At 59.1% G+C, this 19,191-nt stretch carries 9 protein-coding genes; 6 read left to right on the plus strand and 3 right to left on the minus strand.

The window, feature by feature from the left end; all coding sequences use genetic code 11:
* Window positions 1–8 precede the first annotated feature (8 nt).
* Together JKL48_RS12925 and JKL48_RS12930 are read right to left on the minus strand one after the other, a co-directional pair.
* Window positions 9–3,032 carry a TAT-variant-translocated molybdopterin oxidoreductase gene (locus tag JKL48_RS12925; protein WP_201983050.1) on the minus strand — a complete coding sequence of 1,008 codons (3,024 nt, stop codon included), beginning with the start codon at window positions 3,030–3,032 and terminating at the stop codon, window positions 9–11.
* A 101-nt stretch (window positions 3,033–3,133) separates the two neighbouring features.
* Window positions 3,134–4,462, minus strand: a complete 1,329-nt coding sequence (locus JKL48_RS12930; RefSeq protein ID WP_201983052.1) for a c-type cytochrome — start codon at window positions 4,460–4,462, stop codon at window positions 3,134–3,136.
* 417 nt (window positions 4,463–4,879) lie between these two features.
* Between JKL48_RS12930 and rpsF the strand changes: the two genes are divergently transcribed.
* The 5 genes from rpsF to JKL48_RS12955 all read left to right on the plus strand — a co-directional run bounded on the left by rpsF (window position 4,880) and on the right by JKL48_RS12955 (window position 11,040).
* Window positions 4,880–5,257, plus strand: a complete 378-nt coding sequence (gene rpsF / locus JKL48_RS12935; protein ID WP_201983054.1) for a 30S ribosomal protein S6 — start codon at window positions 4,880–4,882, stop codon at window positions 5,255–5,257.
* Between the two features lie 57 nt (window positions 5,258–5,314).
* A complete protein-coding gene (gene rpsR / locus JKL48_RS12940) occupies window positions 5,315–5,548 on the plus strand; it encodes a 30S ribosomal protein S18 (protein WP_035561439.1) in 234 nt (77 codons plus the stop codon).
* Window positions 5,549–5,644: 96 nt separating this feature from the next.
* Entirely contained in the window at window positions 5,645–6,088 is a 444-nt protein-coding gene (gene rplI, locus JKL48_RS12945; protein ID WP_201983056.1) for a 50S ribosomal protein L9, read from the plus strand.
* 100 nt (window positions 6,089–6,188) lie between these two features.
* Complete coding sequence (locus JKL48_RS12950) at window positions 6,189–8,867, plus strand: GSCFA domain-containing protein (protein ID WP_201983058.1); 2,679 nt, start codon at window positions 6,189–6,191, stop codon at window positions 8,865–8,867.
* A gap of 67 nt (window positions 8,868–8,934) precedes the next feature.
* Complete coding sequence (locus JKL48_RS12955; RefSeq protein WP_201983059.1) at window positions 8,935–11,040, plus strand: thioredoxin domain-containing protein; 2,106 nt, start codon at window positions 8,935–8,937, stop codon at window positions 11,038–11,040.
* Between the two features lie 250 nt (window positions 11,041–11,290).
* Here the strand turns inward: JKL48_RS12955 and JKL48_RS12960 are convergent, their stop codons facing one another.
* A complete protein-coding gene (locus tag JKL48_RS12960) occupies window positions 11,291–16,258 on the minus strand; it encodes a fibronectin type III domain-containing protein (protein WP_201983060.1) in 4,968 nt (1,655 codons plus the stop codon).
* Between the two features lie 310 nt (window positions 16,259–16,568).
* Between JKL48_RS12960 and priA the strand changes: the two genes are divergently transcribed.
* Complete coding sequence (gene priA / locus JKL48_RS12965; RefSeq protein ID WP_236668772.1) at window positions 16,569–19,112, plus strand: replication restart helicase PriA; 2,544 nt, start codon at window positions 16,569–16,571, stop codon at window positions 19,110–19,112.
* Window positions 19,113–19,191: the final 79 nt, after the last annotated feature.

The following is a 19,191-nucleotide window of genomic DNA, read 5'->3' on the forward strand; positions in this document are numbered from 1 at the left end:
GGGTTGAATTAAGCGTTTTCTTTAGCGAAGAACTCCGATTCCGAATTCCGAATCTTCGTCAGGTACGTCACGTTCGGCTGCACATTGATGGAGTCGAGTGAGTGGAAGGCGCGTTCGCCGTCCTCACGGCGGAGGAGCTTGCTGATGCGGCTGTTGGGGTCTTTCATGTCACCAAATACGATGGCTTCGGTGGGGCACGACTGAGCGCAAGCCGTCACAATTTCGCCATCAATCGGGCGGCGCTTCTGCTTCTTCGCCTCAAGCTTACCAAGCTGAATGCGCTGCACGCAGAAGGAGCATTTCTCCATCACGCCACGGGCGCGAACCGTCACATCCGGGTTCAGCACCATGCGGCCGAGGTCGGTGAACATGTGGCCGTTTACCGTTTCGAACTTCTCGTTTGAGTAGTACGAGAACCAGTTGAAGCGACGCACTTTGTAGGGGCAGTTGTTGGCACAATAGCGTGTGCCGATGCAACGGTTGTAGGTCATCTGGTTGAGACCTTCCGAGCTGTGCGTAGTCGCCAGTACCGGGCACACCGTTTCGCAGGGTGCGTGGTTGCACTGCTGGCACATCATGGGCTGGAAGATGACCTGCGGGTTTTCCGACGGGTCTTCCATGGCGGCGTAGGTACCTACTTTGCCTTTGGTTTCGAACGAATCCTTATGGGTGTCCGAGCTATAGTAACGGTCGATGCGCATCCAGTGCATCTCGCGGCGGTTAATTACCTGCTGCTTGCCTACGACGGCGGTGTTGTTTTCGGTCTGGCACCCAATCACGCACGAGCCACAGCCGATGCACGAGTTGAGGTCCACGGCCATACCCCAGTGGTGGTTGTTGTACTGATAATCCTGCCACAGCGACACCTTGTTGGGCGCTTCGAGCCCATCGGGGGTAGCAATCTTTTCGTATTCCGTTACCTCTTTCGGATTCTTTTTGTAGTTGGCCAGCGTGTTTTCCTGCACCACCGGGCGGCGGTCCATCAGCGTCTGGTGCGTCTGGGTCTGAGCAATAGGCGAGGTAGCGTCTGTCTTGGTCAGCGTCACGGCATTCATGTACTGAATACCGTTAGCCATCAGCGCCAATGGAGCCGCGTTTTCGCCCACTTTATCACCAACCTTGCCAGCTAGTGTGCGGCCATAGCCGAGGGCAATGCTTACTGTGCCATTGGTCTGGCCGGGCTGAATCAGAACCGGCAATTCTATGCTGTAGCCGTTGGCTGTCACTTTCACAACATCGCCTTGCTCCCACTTGTTGTCGATGGCCATTTTGCGTGGCACGGCAACGTAATTGCCCCAGGTTGCTTTCGAAATAGCATCGGGCAATTCCTGCAGGAAGGGGTTGTTGGCTTCCGAACCGGCAGCGCTCAAGCCTACCTTTTCGTACAGAGCTAACTCAACGCCGTTGGGCTTGGCCGCGCTGCTGATTTGCGAAGCAGCAGCGGCCGGGCTCAGCGCAGCATTCAGCATGGCCGGAGCAGCGGGCAGCGCGGTGCCGGTGGCTACCCCGTCGTGCACGGCCTTGTCCCAGGCAGCATCGGTGGGGGTTACGCCGCGCCAGCTGGCACGCAGGTACTTGTAATACGTCGTGTTATTGCCAGCCCAATGCAGCAGGCTTTCCTGGGCCTGACGCGTTGTGAAGAGCGGCGTGATAACCGGCTGCGACAGGCTGAGGTAGCCGCGCTTGGGCTCGAAGTCGTTCCACGATTCCAACCAGTGGTTATCGGGAGCGGCGTATTGGCAGAGGCTGCCGGTTTCGTCCAGACGGTCGTTGAGCGAGATGGTGAGTGGCACTTTGGCAATGCCCGACTTCACTTTGGCACCCAGCGGGTGGTTGTATACCGGGTTGGCATTATAGAAAATCACAGCACCAACGCTGCCATTGTTCATGTCATTTACCAAAGCAGCCATGCGAGCGTCGTCGCCTTGGCGCAGGTTGCTGGGAGCTACCACGTCAACCGTTGTGCCCAGGTTGCCGAGGCTTTGGTTTATGGCTGCTACCAAGGCCTGCACGGCCGGGTCGTTCGAGCCAGATACAACGAGGCTGGCGCCCCGATTAGCGGTCAGCTCAGCGGCGGCAGTAGCAAGTTGCTTGCTATAAGAGCCGTTGCCGGTCGAGCCGCTACCGGTCACGGCATTGTACAGGCCCAGTGCTACGGCACCCATTTCCGAAGGCTTCACTGGTACGCGCACGTCGGCGTTGGAACCGGTGAGCGACATGGTGGTTTCGAACTGGTGGTGGCGCGACATGGTGCGCTTGTCGCTGCTCACCTTGCGGTTTACGATGTATTGCTTAGCGAATTCTACCGGCGAAATCCAGGTTCCCAGGAAATCAGCGCCAAGGCTTACGATGACATTGGCCTTGCTGAAATCGTAGGCCGGCAGCACGCCGTTGTTGGCTTGCAGCAGGCCGGTGGCCGACTGCGCATCATACATTACGTGCGTTGTATTGGGGTAGCGCGCCGCGAATTCAGCAATAGCCTTCTTCGTGGTTGGGCTGATGATGGTGGGCGAAACGATGGCAATGCGGCCAGTTGTCGCGGCCAGTTTGCTCTGAATTTCCTGGTCAACCTGCTTCACCTCAGCCTTTTGGCCTTTGATAGCAAAGTTTTGCAGACGGCCACCATCGTAGAGGCTGAGCACAGCAGCCTGTGCACGAGCCGAAAGGCCGCCTTTGGTAATGGGCGACTCCGGGTTGCCTTCCAGCTTAATCGGCCGGCCGTCGCGGGCTTTCACCAGCACGGCGTTGTAATCGGAGCCGGTGAAGTAGGTGGAAGCATAGAAGTTGGAGATAGCCGGGTCAACTTCTTCGGGCTTGTTCAGGTAGGGAATCGCCTTTTTAACCGGCGTTTCGCACGATGCCAGCACCGCAGCGCCCACACCAAAACCCATTAGTTTGAGGAAATCACGACGGGGGGCCGCAGTAGCATCGCTGCTCTCGTGGCTTTCCTTGACCGGCATGAACTCGGCAAAAGCCGATTGCATGAATTCCGGAGCGCTTTCCAGTTCCTCAATTCCTTTCCAGTACTTCATTTGAAATGGTAATCAGTAATCGGTATTGGGTAGTCAGTAATCAATAACCAGTAGTTCACAATACTGACTACCCAGTACTGACTACTACAATCAATTTTGGGTTAGTAGTGGCACTTCGAGCACTCGGTGCCGCCGTTCGACGATACGGTGAAAGGTGCACCAGCATTCTTGGTGTCGTGCAGCTTCACGAGGTTGTCGTAGTACTTGTTATCCTTCGTGTTGAGGGGCATCTCGCGGTGGCAATTGATGCACCAGCCCATGGTGAGGGCCGAATACTGGTACACCACTTCCATGTTCTGGATGGGGCCGTGGCAGGTTTGGCACTGAAGGCCGGCCACCTGCGTGTGCTGCGAGTGGTTGAAGTAAGCCAAATCAGGCAGGTTGTGGATGCGCACCCACTGGATGGGCTGCTTGCGCTCAATGGCCCGATAGATTTTCTTGATTTCGGGCGACTCCGTCTTAATCTGCGCGTGGCAGTTCATGCAGATGTTGGCCGAAGGAATGTTAGCCGACTTGCTCTTATATACTGAGGTGTGGCAGTAGGCGCAGTTAATCTGGTGTTCGCCCGCATGCAGCTTGTGCGAGAAAGCAATGGGCTGAGTAGGCTGGTAGCCCTGGTTCAAGCCAACGGCCATGACGCTTTGTACGCCTTCGTAAAGTAAAACCAGGGCGAAAACCGTCCCCACAATACCGCGCAGCACGGGCGAGCGGTAAAACTTACTCCAGTCGAAGCGCTGCTCTAGGATTTCGATGTCGCGGCCGTCGAGGTCTTTGCGGCCCCGCAGCACGTCTTTCATCAGGTTACCAATGATAACGAGCGTTACCACCAGCACAATCAGCACAACTACCAGGACGATGAGGAGGATGTCAACGTATTTGCCAGCGCCTTCTTCAGCACCGCCAGTTGCAGTAGCACCGTCTTTGCCGTCTGTTGCAGCGGCATTTTTAGCGGTAACGCCGCCCTTGCCTTCTTCCGAAGTAATATAAGCGACGATGGAAGTAATCTCCTTGTCCGACAGGGCGAACGAGGGCATTTGCTGCTTATTAAACTTGTTGAACAGGGCGACAGCGTAATCATCGCCGCTGGCTACCACTTTGCTCGAGTTTTTCACCCAAGGCAAAATCCAGGAGATGGGGCGGCGCTTGGTGATACCCCCCAGCGCGGGACCGACCACTTGCTCATTCACGGCGTGGCACTGGGCGCAGTTGCCTTTAAACAGGGCATCGCCGGCGGCAATGGCGGCGGCGTCGCCACCACCGGCAGCGGGAGCGGCGGCAGTAGCGGGGGTGGCGGCTGCAGTGGCACCGGGTGTTACCCCTTCTTTTTTCACGGCGGCGGCGTCTTGGGCCGAAGCCTGCTGGATGCCGGCAAACGTGAGCACAAACGCCAGCAGCAGATGAGGTAACGAACGAAGTCGAATGCTATTCATACGAAAATAGACGGTAAAACGAAACGCTAGGGGCATTTCAAGGCCACAAATGTAGGTCAGGAATCGTAGGCGGCAAAAAGCGAGAAGTCATTTTTGAGCATCAAATCTGCTTCTGGCTTTATTTAGAATAATACCAAATAACGGGCTAATACATTGTTTTGCGGGGCATACTATATAGTAAATTACCAGCCTGGCGGGCAGCAGCTACAATGGTTTGGGCCATGATGATGGGGGCTTATCGGCTAGCTATTTGGGTGGTACAGTCAGCCCAGCACTACACTAACAGTTATCAAACTAATCGGTTGCTCTAACCTTGAGGCTGGAGTAAACATAGGCGGAGCTTTGGCAATGTGCCCGAAAGTCAGTACCTTTGCGCCCCAATCAATTTTTTCACCCCCCACATTCACCACCATCGTAATGGAAGTTAGAAATTACGAGACGGTCTTCATCGTGACTCCCGTATTGAACGAGAGCCAGGTGCAAGAAACGGTCGAGAAGTTCACCCAGGTGCTTAAGGAAAATAGCGCCGCCCTTTTATCCACGGAAGCCTGGGGCCTGCGCAAGCTGGCGTACCCAATTCAAAAGAAAAGCACCGGCTACTACTTCTGCCTGTCCTACACTGGCGAAGGCAACATCGTGGACGTGCTTGAGCTGGCGTTCCGCCGCGACGAGCGCGTTATCCGCTTCCTCACGACGGTGCTCGATAAGCACGCCGTGGAGTACAACACGCGCCGCCGCAACGGTGAGATGAACCAGCAGAAAGCGGCCAAAGAAACCGAAGCCGTAGCCCAATAATTTAGCAACGACATGGCATCTCCCGCATTCAACCGGAATAACAACGACCGGTCGGCTATGAATAAGCCGCAGGACACCCGCAAGAAATACTGCCGCTTCAAGAAGAACGGCATTAAGTACGTGGACTACAAAGACCCGAACTTCCTGCTGAAGTTTGTGAACGAGCAGGGCCGCGTGCTGCCCCGTCGCCTCACCGGCACCAGCCTGAAATTCCAGCGCAAAGTGACCCAGGCCATCGCGAAAGCCCGTCACCTGGCGCTGATGCCGTACGTAGCCGACGCCCTGAAATAGACTTTAGACATGAGACGTTAGACGTGAGAATAGAGTAAGGTTGGGTTCGCCCACTTTCTCGTGTCTCGTGTCTCGTGTCTCACATCTCATCACGACATGGAAATCATCCTCAAAGACGACGTTAAGGGCCTCGGGTACAAGAACGACACCGTAACCGTGAAATCGGGTTACGGCCGCAACTTCCTGTTGCCCCAGGGTTTGGCCATGCTGGCCGACAAGACCAACAAGAAAATCACGGCTGAGAACGTGCGCCAGGCCGCTCACAAAGCCGACAAAATCAAAGGTGACGCCCAAGCCATTGCCGACCAGATTGGCGACATGGTGCTCGAAATCCCCGCCAAGGTGGGCGAGAGCGGCAAAATCTTTGGCCGCGTAACCACTCTGCAACTGGCCGATGCGCTGAAAGCAAAGGGTGTGGATGTGGACCGCAAGCGTTTGTCGTTCGACCAGGAGCCTTCGGCTGCTGGCGACTACACGGCTACCGCTAACCTGCATAAGGAAGTGAAGCACGCGGTGAAATTCCGCGTAGTAGCCGAGTAGTTTCGGCTGCGCAACTGTTTAGAAAAGCCCTGCCACTTGGTAGGGCTTTTTTTATTAAGGTCCTCGGGCTAGAGCCGGGTTCCGGCCTATTTTTGCTTTAATGTTTAGAACTGAATTGATAATTGCCCCGGCCACGGGCCAACTGGCGCGCACGGCGCGGGTTCTCACCATGGGCTCCTGCTTCGCTGATAGCATGGGGGCGAGGCTGACCGCGAACAAAGTGGACACGCTGGTGAATCCATTTGGCACCGTGTTTCAGCCGTTGGCGCTGGCCCGGCTGCTGCGCGCGGCAGCCGGCGAGGAAGTGGACTGGCAGCAGCACTTGGTGGAAGCGCGGGGCCGCTGGCAGAGCTACGACTTGCACGGCAGCCTTGGGGCCGAGTCGCCAGTAGAGCTGCTGCAAACCATTCAGGCGCTGGTGCAGCGCACGGGGGAATTTCTGCGCTCGGCCGATGTGGTGGTGCTGACGCTGGGCACGGCGTGGACTTACCGCCTGCGCGAAACCGGCGAACTGGTGAGCAATTGCCATAAGCAACCGGCCGACTTGTTTGTGCGGGAAATGCTGACGCCCGACGAAATCATTAACGCGCTGGCCGAAACGCACGCTTACCTGCGGCGCATCAACCCGGAGCTACGCTTTGTGCTGACCGTGAGCCCAGTAAGGCATTTGAAGGATACGCTGCAACTGAATTCGGTCAGCAAATCGGTGTTGCGGGTGGCTACGCATATAGTGAGCGACTTGCTGCCCGGCGTGGCCTATTTCCCGGCGTACGAGTTGCTGGTGGATGATTTGCGGGACTACCGTTTTTACGCTTCCGACATGCTACACCCGTCGGAAGTTGCGGAAGATTATATCTGGGACAAGTTTGCTCGCACGTATTTCGATGCGGAATTTGGTCGTTTCCGCAAGGAATGGGCCACCATTCGGCAGTCGTTGGGGCACCGGCCCCTGTTTGCGGCGGCGCCGGAGCACCGGCAGTTTCTGGAAAGCACCCGCGAAAAACTGGAGCAGCTAAGCCTGCGGAAAGTAAACGTGGACGCCGAGCTTAACCAGGTGCGGACCCAACTAGCCGCGCTGCCAGCGTTACGCCAACCGGCGCCCGTAGCCGAGGTGGAAGACGACGAAGAACGGATTGACATTGGCGAAGGCACAGTGGTTTCGGCGGTGGCGCGGCCTGCGGGCATTGCCGAAGCGGCGGAAGCCACGCTGGAATCGGCGTTGGGGCAGTCGCTTAGCACTGAAAGCCGGCCACCGCGCTTATCACCGGAGGAATTTCGGGCGCAACGCGCAGCTCGGGCGGGCCGGCCAGAGCGGGGCCGCCGCGACGGACGCGAAAAGGGCCAGCCGACTGTGCCCAATGAGAATGAGCAGTACCAAGTGGCAGCTTTTGCAGCAGAAAACGAGGCCGTACCGCTTGTTCCGAATGCCGTAGGTGACGCACTGGTGGCACTTGAAGAGGTGCTGCCGGAGCCATACGCCACCAGCCTTAACAGCGAAGCGGGCGCTGTCGGCGCGGAGCCGGTAAAGAAAAAGAAGCGCCGTTCCCGCGGGGGCGCTAAGCGCACGGCGCGCAAGCATGCGCTCCGACTGGCCGCCGGCGAACTGCTGCCGGGAGCCGAAGCCGTTGCGCCTGACGGAACCATTGATGCTGCACAGGGCCTGGGCGCCGGAGTGGGCAGTACGCCGGTAGTGCCGGAGAAAAAATCCTCCGTCATCACCAAATCGGTGCCGGTAAAACGTGGTGGACGGCGCCAGGAGCCCGGCCGCGTGCCACGCGTGCCCTTGTTTGTAGTGCCTACGGCTGAAGCCGTGGCTGCTGATGTCCCAACGGCCGATGCTGAATTGCCCACGCCGGTTGCAAGCATTGCTCCCAGTGCCACACCGGCCACAGAAGTGGCGGTGGCTGCCTTATCAGTAGCGCCTGAAACCGTTGTTTCCAGCTCCCGAAGCAGCCGCAACCGGAAGAAGAAAACGGCCAAAGCGGCCACCCTTGGCACTGTTGACGCAAGCACTGTAACGCTTGACGAAGCTTTACCTGTCAGCAACAGCGTTATTGGCACAGCCGAGCAACTTTCCGGGCCGGTGGCAGATGAACGTCCGCAACTAGCGGTACCTGCTTCTATCAGCGCCACTCCCGCGGCGGAAGGCACGAGGGAAACTACTGAGCCGGCTGCTAATGCAATGCCGCCCACTCCGGCTGCTCGCCAGCCGCGTCGGTCGAAAGCCCGGGCCGTTAGTGGGGCGCGGGCGGAAAAACCGGCCATCGATACGCCGGTAGTTCCCGTTCAGGACCCGTCTCTGGTGCGCACGCAGGTAGCTGGGGGCCGTTTGACTGGTTCTTCGGCCAGCTTGGTGGAGGCTACTGCCGAACCCATAAAGCCCGTAGCCGCAAAGAAATCCGCAGCGGCGAAGGGCGCGGCGAAAACGGATATTTTGCCAAAGCCTGCTTCGGCAGCGAAAGCAAAAGCTGCTTCAGGGAAAGCCAAGCCCGTTGAACCTGCATCCGAAGCAGTGCCGGTTGTGGTAGAAGCTACTTTGGAATTGGCGCCGACGCCACCATCAAAACCGACGGCGAAATCCAAGCCCGCTACTAAGGCCAAAAATGCCCCAAATGGCGCGCCTGCTATTAAAGCACCCGCGAAAGCGGTAGCAACAAAAGCGGCAGTGTCCAAAGCAGCTAAGAACGTGGTGAAGCCCAAAGTACCGACGACAGAGCCAGCAGCTAAAACGCCGGCAGCAAAGGCAAAGCCGCCTAAGAAGTCGGCAAAATCAGCTTAATTTATTCTCAAACCCGGCCCTTTTTTGCCGGGTTTGTTGTTTTAGCACCCCTCCTACCCTGCTTCTTATGGCCCATGCTTCGCTCCCGTCCAATCGACTTGCTCAGGAAACCAGCCCTTACCTGCAACAGCACGCCCATAATCCGGTGGACTGGTACCCGTGGGGCCCGGAAGCACTAAGCCGCGCCAAAGCTGAGCAGAAGCCTATTTTGGTGAGCATTGGGTACGCGGCGTGCCACTGGTGCCACGTGATGGAACGCGAGTCGTTTGAAAACGCGGCCGTGGCGGCGGTAATGAACACCCATTTCGTGTGCATCAAAGTAGACCGAGAAGAGCGGCCCGACGTGGACCAGATTTACATGGACGCGGTGCACGCCATGGGCTTGCAGGGCGGCTGGCCGCTCAACGTATTTCTGACGTCGGAAGCCAAGCCGTTTTATGGCGGCACGTACTTCCCAAAGGGCAATTGGGTGAAGCTGCTGGAAAACATTGGCCAGGCGTACGCGGGCGAGCACCGGGCCGAGCTGGAGCAGTCGGCCGAGCGGTTTATGGAAGTGATTGGGGCCAGTGAGCTGCAGAAATATGGCGCGCAAAACCGCAATGCGGCGCAGGAAGCCGACTATACGGCCCTGCAAGCCATTGGCGTGGCGCCCGAAACGGGCCCAGCCGGCGTATCGGAAGAAGAATTCAAGCTGCTGGTATACAACTTGGGTGTGCAATTCGACCGGGAACGCGGCGGCATGAACCGCGCCCCCAAGTTTCCGATGCCCAGCATCTGGCGGTTTTTGCTGCGGGCCCACGCCATCAGCGGCAGCCAGGTAGTGCTGAATCAGGCAGTGCTGACCTTGCGCGAAATGGCCTGGGGTGGGATTTATGACCAGGCCCACGGCGGCTTTGCGCGCTACTCGGTGGATGGCGAGTGGCTGGCTCCGCACTTCGAAAAAATGCTCTACGACAACGGGCAGCTAGTGAGCTTGTACAGCGAAGCCTTCCAAATCACCCAGGATGAGCTATTTCGGGATGTGGTGTACGACACCATCGAATTCATCCGGCTGGAGTTGACGAATGCCGAAGGCGGCTTCTATTCGTCGTTAGATGCCGACAGCGAGGGCGAAGAAGGCAAGTTCTACGTTTTCACGAAAGACGAACTGCGCGAGATTCTGGGCGACGAGGAACCGCTGTTTTCGGACTACTACAATTGCACAGCATTGGGCAACTGGGAGCACGGGCGCAACATTCTGCACCGCCGCGAAACCGATGAGTCCTTTGCCGCCGCCCACCAGCTAGCGCCCGGTCTGGTGCCGGAACTGGTGGCCAGCTGGAAGCAGAAAATAATGGCCGTGCGCGCCACGCGCGTGCGCCCCGGCCTCGACGATAAAATCCTGACCGGCTGGAATGCCCTGATGCTGCAGGGGCTGACCGATGCCTACCGGGCTTTTGCCGAGCCAGAGTTTCTGGTAATGGCCGAGCACAACGCCCGGTTTATTGAGGCGAATCTGGTTGACGGCCGGCGCCTCTACCGTACCTGCAAGGATGGGCGGGCCAGCATCAGCGGTTTTTTGGAAGACTACGCCTTGGTCATTCAGGCGTACATCAGCCTCTACGAAGTCAGCTTTGCCGAAAACTGGCTCCAGCGGGCCGAAGCGCTGACCGAATACGTGCTGGAGCAATTCTTCGACGCCGAAGAGACACTGTTTTTTTATACCGATAGCAGCGCCGAGCCCCTCATTGCCCGCAAAAAAGAGCTGTTCGATAACGTCATTCCTGCCTCCAACTCGGTGATGGCGCACAACCTGCGCCGCCTGGGTCGCCACCTCGAAAACGTCCGCTACACGGACCTGGCTACTGCTATGCTGGCGCAGGTACGCCACCTTGTGGTGAAGGAGCCGCAGCACCTCACCAACTGGGCTTCGCTGTATGCCGCGCTGCTGCGGCCGGGGGCCGAAGTAGCCATTATTGGTCCCCAGGCCGATGAATTTCGGGAAGAGCTACAGCGAAGCTTTCTCTTCGACACCGTGGTGGCGGGAACGGAAAGTACTTCGGCCCTACCGCTGCTGAAGCTACTCAAGCCCGGCGGGCCTGACCGCACGGCGGTGCACGTGTGCCGCAACCAAGCGTGCCTGGCCCCGGTATTCAGTGTGGCAGAGGCGCAGCAGGCCCTGACGCAGGTATAGGAGGGGTTTGCAGCCCGCGTGGGTGTGAGCAGAAGCTGTTTAGAAAGTCAAAATCGTTGTCATCCTGAGCGCAGCGAAGGACCTTATCACGTCAGAATAGGCGTTGTTCTGACGTGATAAGGTCCTTCGCTGCGCTCAGGATGACAGACGTGTAGGCAATCAGACTTTCTAAACAGCTTCGCAATAAAAAAGAGAGCCAGGCAATGCCTGACTCCCTTTTTCACAATGCAATGGTGCTGCTTTCACGCACTTATTCCAGCACCACTTTGCGGGTGAGAACATCGGAGCCGACCAGTACCCGGACGGTGTAGATGCCCGTGGCCAGGCCGTGGGTACTCATCACCTGCTCAGCGCTGCCACTGCGCAGTGTCTCGGTACGTACGGTTTGTCCCAGCGCATTCACCAAGCTCACTTTCATCGTGCTGAAGGAAGTGTTGCTCAGCTTGAGGGTGAGTTGGCCGGTATTGCTGGGGTTAGGGTACACCAGCAGGGCGTTGGTATCGGCCTGCGCGCGCGTGGCCGTTGGGGCCGTGGCGGAGATGGTGAACGGGCCAGGAGTATCGGCGGCACCGTAGCCGCTCACGGCTACGTAATAGGTTTGGCCGGGCACGGTAGTCACCACCACGGCGGAGAGGCCGGTGTTGTTGGCGCCGCTGCTGCGGCACGTCACCAGCGTGAAGGGACCCGCGGAGCAACTGGGCGCCGTGAACACCCGAACCATGCCCGCTGCCGAACCCGTGAACGCCAGGGTAACGCTCGTGACGCCAGCGGCGGGCGTCATGGTAAACCACACATCGCGGGGCGTGGTATTGGCCGAGCAGGTGGGAGCCCCGATGCCGGTTTGCGTACTGGTGGTAGCCCCCGTGTTGGTGCTGGAAATAATGGGGCCCGTGGTAGTGGTGCCCGGTACACCCAGCGTTACGGCGCCGCAAGGGTCATCATTGGCGGGGCCACCGGCCGTGGTAGTGGTCTGGAAGCATACCGGGCCGATGTAGGAGCTGCTGCCATTGGTACCGGGGCAGTTCTGACGCACGTAGAAACAATAGCCCGTAGTAGCAGCCAGGCCCGTGAGCAGGTAGCTAGGGTTGACCAACCCGCTGACCGTGATACCAGTACCCAGCGCAAACCCTTGCAGGCCGTACTGCACCGAGTAGGTAGTGCCCGTGGCGGGGGTGCCACCCGGCAGCCAGCTGAGTTGGGCACTGCTGGCAGTGGGGCTACCCGCCACCAAAGCCGTTGGACTCAGGCAGGTAGTGGATGGGGCCGAAGTCGTGAAGCAAACCGGGCCGGCAAAGGCCCCGCCGCCCGAAGAGTTGGGGCAGTCCTGCCGCACATAGAAGCAGTAAGCCGTTGCCGCTTGCAGGTTACTCAGCTGGAAGCTGGTAGTGGTGGCACCAGAAATAATGGTGCCCGTGCCCTGGGTGAAGCCCTGCGGGCCGTATTCGATGGTGTAGGAGGCACCGCTGGGGGCAGTGCCGCTGGTCTGCCAGCCCAGCAGGGCGGTGGTGGAAGTGATGGCAGTAGCCGTCAGGCTGACGGGCACGGCGCAGGGCGTGGTGAAGCAAACCGGACCCGCGTAGGCGCTGCTGCCATTGCCACCGGGGCAGTCCTGCCGCACGTAGAAGCAATACGCCGTGGCCGATTGCAAGCCGGTGAGCTGGGCCGAGGGCGTGGTGAGGCCGGTGAGCACCGTGCCCGTGCCAATGGCAAAGCCCTGCAGGCCGTATTCTACCGTGTAGGTGATGCCCGTGGTGGAAGAACCACCCGGCTGCCAGCTCAGCTGAGCCGAACCATTGGTGAGGTTGGCCGAAGCCAAGGCCGTGGGCGTGGCGCAGTTGGTGGGCGAGGTAGCGCACACCGCCAACGTGCCCAGGCGCGTGCCGCCGTAGCCCCACACCCGCACATAGAGCACTTCGCCGGGCGTGCGGCCCGTGAAAGTCAGTAACGATTTCAGTGCGCCGGCGCCGTCATCATCGCAGCCAATCTGGGTCAGGTTGCTGCAGGTGCCCGAATAAATGCTCATGCCGGTATCGCCTACATCGGTACCGATGGTGGGAATAACCGTGCGCACCGTAACCGTACCCGAAGCCGGCACCGTTACCTGGAACCACAGGTCGCGGCCCTGGTAGTTGGCGCAGGTGGGAGCGGGTACACCGGTACTACCGGTAGCGGCGGTATTATCGGCAGTGGTTTGGCTAACGCAAGTGGTACCAAACTGCACGGGCAGGGTGAGAGCGCCGGCACAGTCGTCGTTTACGGGCGTCGGCGGGGGTGTGCTTACGCATACTGTAAACGCGGCGGCAGTTCCGGTGGGCTGAATCGTGGTGTTGGAGTAGATGCGCAGGTAATACGTCTGCCCGTTGGTCAGGCCGCCAATGCTGGTGCCCGCCGTATTATTGGGCAGCACCGTAGCGCAGGTAACGCTGGTCGAGTTGGCGCAAGTGCCCGTCCGAACGTCCAGTACGGCCTGGAATGCGGAGTTCAGGGTAATGAGCTGCGCCGAGCCGTTGGCCACGAAGCGGTACCACACGTCGGCCGCCGTAGTGGCAAAACCGCAGCCCGTCGTGACCGGCAACGACTGCGAAGCTGCTTCTACCGTGCCGCTTACCGGCGTGGTGCAGGTGGCGCCCGCGGTCAGGAGAATAGCCCCCGAGCACTCGTCGTTGACGGGCGGCGTGGGCGGCGGGCTCACGCAAAGCGTAAAGGTGGCATTGGCCGGAATGGGCTGCACCGTGCTGTTGGCATATATGCGGATAAAGTAGGTTTGGCCGTTGGTCAAGCCGCCCACTACCGTGCCCGTCGTGTTGCCCGCGAAAATAGTGGTGCAGAACAGGCTAGTCGAGCTGGCGCAGGTGCCGGTACGCACGTCCAGCACGGCCGCAAAGCGTGGGTTGAGCGTGATTTGCTGGGTAGTGCCGCCCGCCACGAAGCTATACCACACATCGGCCGCCGTGGTGGCAAAACCGCAGTTGGTGGTGGGGGGCAACGACTGCGAGGCACCTACCACCGTGCCGTTGGTGGAAGTGGCGCAGCCCACCACGACGGCCACTGCTACGGCTTGGCTGCAATCGTCGTTGGCAGCCGCAGCGGGCCCCGGCGTGAGGCACAGCGAGAAGGAGGCATTGGCCGGCAATGGCTGAATCGTTGCGTTGGCAAAAACCCGCAGGAAATAGGTTTGGCCGCTGGTGAGGCCCGCCAGGGTCAGGGGCTGACCCGTGAACGTGGTGCCGCAGAACACACTCGTTGAAGTGGCGCAGGTGCCCGAGCGCACTTCTACCACCGCCCCAAAGTTGCCCGTAAAGGCCAAGGTCTGGGTGGCACCACCGGCCACGAAGCTGTACCATACGTCATTGGCATTGGTGGCAAAGCCGCAACCCGTGGTGGGCGGCAGCGACTGCGAGGCCCCGGCCACTGTGCCCGTCACGGGTGTGCAGGCCGTCGCAACCGTAAGCGGAATGGCTCCGGTGCATTCGTCATTGGCGGGCGGTACCGGGCCGGGCGTGAGGCACAGGGTAAAAGTAGTAACTACCGGCTGGATGTTGTTATTAGCATATAACCGCAAAAAATATGTTTGCCCACCAGTTAATCCGGACACGGTAATAGGCTGGTTGGGAAAAGCAACCCCGCAAAACACACTAGCAGAATTAATGCAAGTTCCTGAACGGACATCAGCAACTAGTTGAAATCCGCCGTTAAACGTCAGCGTTTGGGTAGCCGCGCTTGCTGTAAAGCTGTACCATACATCATTGGCTATAGTAACTCCAGTACCACTACAACTCGCGGGTGGCAGACTCTGTGAAGCACCGCTTAGGGTACCGCTCACTAACGACGTGCAACCTGAGGTTACCGGCAACGTCACAGCATTAACGCAGTCGTCGTTGGTAGCCGGAACAGGTCCAGGAGTCAGACAAATCGTAAACTGAAGATTAGTGGGCGAAAAATTTGTATTGATGTAAACACGCAGAAAATAAGTCTGGCCGCTAGTGAGGCCGCTCAGGGTCAGCCCTTGTCCAGAGGTAACCGTACCGCAAAAGACGCTGGCAGAACTAGCACAGGTACCTGAGCGCACCTCCACAGCAGCAAAAAAACTACTATTTAGAGTTAACGTCTGAGTAGCCCCTGTTGCTACAAATCTGTACCAAGCGTCATTGGCTGTGGTAATGCCGGGGCTGCAAGTAGCAGATGGAGGCAGCGACTGCGTAGCGCCAGCGAGAGTACCGCTAACTGGGACGCTACAAGCGGTGGTAACTGGTAACTGTACCGCGTTGGCGCAGTCATCATTCACCAAGGGTGCCGGGGTAGTGGCGCACACGGCAATGGTGCCGCTATTCTGGTTATTGTAGGACCACACCCGAATGTAGAGCACTTCGCCGGGCGTGCGGCCCGTGAAAGTCAGCAGGGACTTGAGGTTGCCGGCGGCATCATCGTCGCAGCCCAGCCCCGCCAAGTTTCCGCAAGTGCCCGAATACATGCTCATACCGGTATCGCCCACGTCGGTGCCGGTGCTGGCCACCACGGTTTGCACCGTTACGTTGCCGCTGGCCGGCACTACTACCGAAAACCACAGGTCGCGGCCCTGGTAGTTGGCGCAGAGGGGTGCCGGCACGCCCACACTGGCCGTGGCCAGGGTGTTATCGGCGCTCACGGTGTTGGTGCACGTCCCGGTAGTGTTCACCGGCACGCTGATGGCCCCGATGCAGTCGTCGTTGTTTGGCCCCGTAGCGCCCTGCCCAATGCACAGCGCAAACGTACTGCTGATGCCGGTGGGAGGCGTATTGGTGGCCGGATACACCCGAATGAGGTAAGTCTGCCCGCCCACCAGGCCGCCCACCGAGACGGCCGAAGTGTTGTTGTTGGCAATGGTGGTGCAGAAGATGCTGGTCGAGCTGGCGCAGGTGCCCGAGCGCACGTCGAGGATGGCCGCAAAGCGCGGGGCCAGCGTTACGAGGTGGTTGGTGCTGGTGGCCGTGAAGCTGTACCACACATCAAGCGCCGACGTGAGGCCGATGCCGCAGGCCGCAGTGGGTGCCAGGCTCTGGGTGGCCGTGGCCACCGTGCCGTTCACCGGCACGGTACACACGCTGGATGTCGTCAGTGGCACAGCCGTAGCACAGTCGTCGTTGGCCACCTGGGCCAGGGCCCGGCTGCTGCCCAGCAGTGCAAGCACGGCCCACAGCACGGCCACGCGTCGGGATAGTAAGCGTATGGTTATCTTCATAAGGTGGGGGTGAGGAGATGGAAAAAGGGAGGGAAAATGGCGGGCTTAAGTCGAACCGTACTCTGGCCGCTCAAGCTATAAATTTTCCAGCAATAATCTAGCCACCAAATGAATATTCGAGTACTTATACTTCCAAAAAACAAGGGCTTCAACCGCCTTGGCTCTGATGCTGTCCCGTCCTTAAGAAGGATTTTCCTGCGTGGCATGAGCGCCGGGAATGGGCCCGCCCGCCAACTTATGCTGCGGCATTGGGGTTGGTGACGGGGAGCCGGGGCTTTATCTTTACTATTCCCCTACCCTATCCGCTGTTTTGAGTCTGACGCTTGATTTTATTTCGCCCGCAGCCGCCCCGGCGGCCGACCGGGTGACGCTGTTTGCCGACGTTATTTTGCCCCTGCCCCTGCCGCGGCTCTACACCTACCGGGTGCCGTATGAGCTGAACGACAACGTGGTAATCGGGGGCCGCGTCATTGTGCAGTTTGGGGCCAAAAAGACGCTTAGCTGCATTGTGGCCGCCGTGCACGAAAACGCGCCCAAAGAGTATCAGGCCAAGTACATCCTCGAATTTATCGACGATGCACCCGTGGTCACCCAGCCGCAGCTCAAGCTGTTTCGCTGGATGGCCGACTATTACATGTGCACCATTGGCGAGGTGATAAACGCGGCCCTGCCCTCGGCGCTCAAGCTCAGCTCCGAGTCGCGCATCCAGCTGCACCCCGCTTTTTCCAGGGAAGAAAACGAGTACCCGCTCTCCGCGCAGGAAGCGTTGATTGTGGACGCGCTGGGCACGGTGGAAGACGGCAAAGCCCTGACCTTTACCGAAGTGGGCGACCTGCTGGGCATCACCTCTTTTCACAAGGTGATAAAGTCGCTGATGCACAAGGACGTCATTTTCCTCTTTGAGCACACCGCCGACAAGTACGCGCCCAAAGTGGTGAAGAAGGTGCGCCTGGCGCATCATTTCGTATCAGAAGCCTCACTAGAGCAACTGTTTGAGAGCCTCGCTACCAAGCCCAAGCAGCTGGATGTGCTGCTGAAGTACCTGCAGCGAGTGCCGGTGCACCAGAACGAGCACGCCAACCACGCGGGCATTGAAAAACCCTACCTGACCAGCAGCCCCCACCTCTCGGCCTCGGCCGTGAACACGCTCATCAAAAACGGCGTACTGGAACAGTTCGACCAGATTGTGAGCCGGTTCCCGCTGGAAAACGAGGGAGCCATTCAAATGAATTTCTCGCTCACCGAGGCCCAGACTTCGGCGCGCGATGAAATCATGGCGCACTTTGGCCAGCAGGAAATCGTGCTGCTGCACGGCGTGACGGGCGCGGGCAAAACCGAGATTTACATCGACCTCATTCGCAAGGCCATGGAGGGCGGCGGGCAGGTGCTGTACCTGCTGCCCGAAATTGCCCTCACGGCCCAGATTGTGACGCGCCTGATGCGCGTGTTCGGCTCGCGGCTGGGCGTGTACCACTCCAAATTCTCCGACAACGAACGGGTGGAAGTGTGGAACGGCGTACTCTCCGGCCGCTTTCAGGTGGTGATTGGGGTGCGCTCGGCGGTGTTTTTGCCGTTTGATAACCTCGCGCTCATCATCGTGGACGAGGAGCACGAATCGAGCTATAAGCAGTACGAGCCCGCCCCGCGCTACAACGCCCGCGAAGTAGCCCTGATGATGGCCAACTTCCAGGGCGCCAAAACGCTGCTGGGCTCGGCCACGCCAGCCGTCGAAACCTACTACCAGGCCAAGCAGGGCCGCTACGGACTAGTGAGCCTCACCAAGCGCTTTGGGGAAGCGGGCATGCCGGATATTGAGCTGGTAGACACCCGCAAGGCCCGCGACCAAAAGACCATGCACAACCACTTCACCGCCGACCTGCTGGGCGAAGTGGAGCGCACCCTGGGCCGGCAGGAACAGGTCATTCTGTTCCAGAACCGGCGCGGCTACGCGCCCGTGGTGGCCTGCCAGGACTGCGGCTGGATTCCCAAGTGCACCAACTGCGCCGTGAGCCTCAGCTACCACAAGCACAGCCATGAGCTGCGCTGCCACTACTGCGGCTACCACGAAGCCATGGTGACCAAGTGCCCCGCCTGCGGCTCCCGCGCCGTGAAAACGCAGGGCTTCGGCACCGAAAAGATTGAGGACGACCTCAAAATTATGCTGCCCCAGGCTAATATCCAGCGCATGGATTTGGATACGACGCGCGCCAAAAACAGCTACCAGCAAATCATTGCCGACTTCGAGAAGCAAACCACCAACGTGCTGGTGGGCACCCAGATGGTGACCAAAGGCCTCGACTTTGCCAACGTGAGCCTCGTGGGCATCATCAACGCCGACAGCATCATTCACTACCCCGATTTCCGGGCCCACGAGCGAGCCTACCAGATGTTTGTGCAGGTAAGCGGCCGGGCCGGGCGCAAGGGCAAGAAGGGCAAAGTCATCATCCAGACGGCCGACCCCACGCAGGTGATTTTCGACAAAGTCATTCGCAACGATTACGTGGAATTTTACAACTACGAAATCATGCAGCGGCGCGAGCACGGCTACCCGCCGTTCATGCGCATCATCAAGCTCACGGTGAAGCACGTAGAGCAAGGACTGGGCGAACAAGCCGCTATTTTGCTAACCCAGGAGCTGGTCGACCGCCTGGGCGGCGCCGCCGTGCTGGGCCCCGAAGCGCCCTACATTTTCCGCATCCGCAACTTCTATCTGCAGGAAATCACCATCAAGCTCGACCGGGCCCACACGGTGCTCAAGCAAGCCAAGCAACACATCTGTGAAGCCATGGACGTGGTGCGCGACCAGAAAGAGTTCAAGCAAGCCCGCCTAGTAGCCGACGTGGACCCGATGTGAGCATCGGCCTATATGGCCCGCACTACAGAAATAGTTTTACTAAAAAAGGCCCGCTCGATGCATCGAGCGGGCCTTTTTG

Origin of the sequence: Hymenobacter rubidus, from assembly GCF_016734815.1 — a bacterium.
Lineage (GTDB): Bacteria > Bacteroidota > Bacteroidia > Cytophagales > Hymenobacteraceae > Hymenobacter > Hymenobacter rubidus.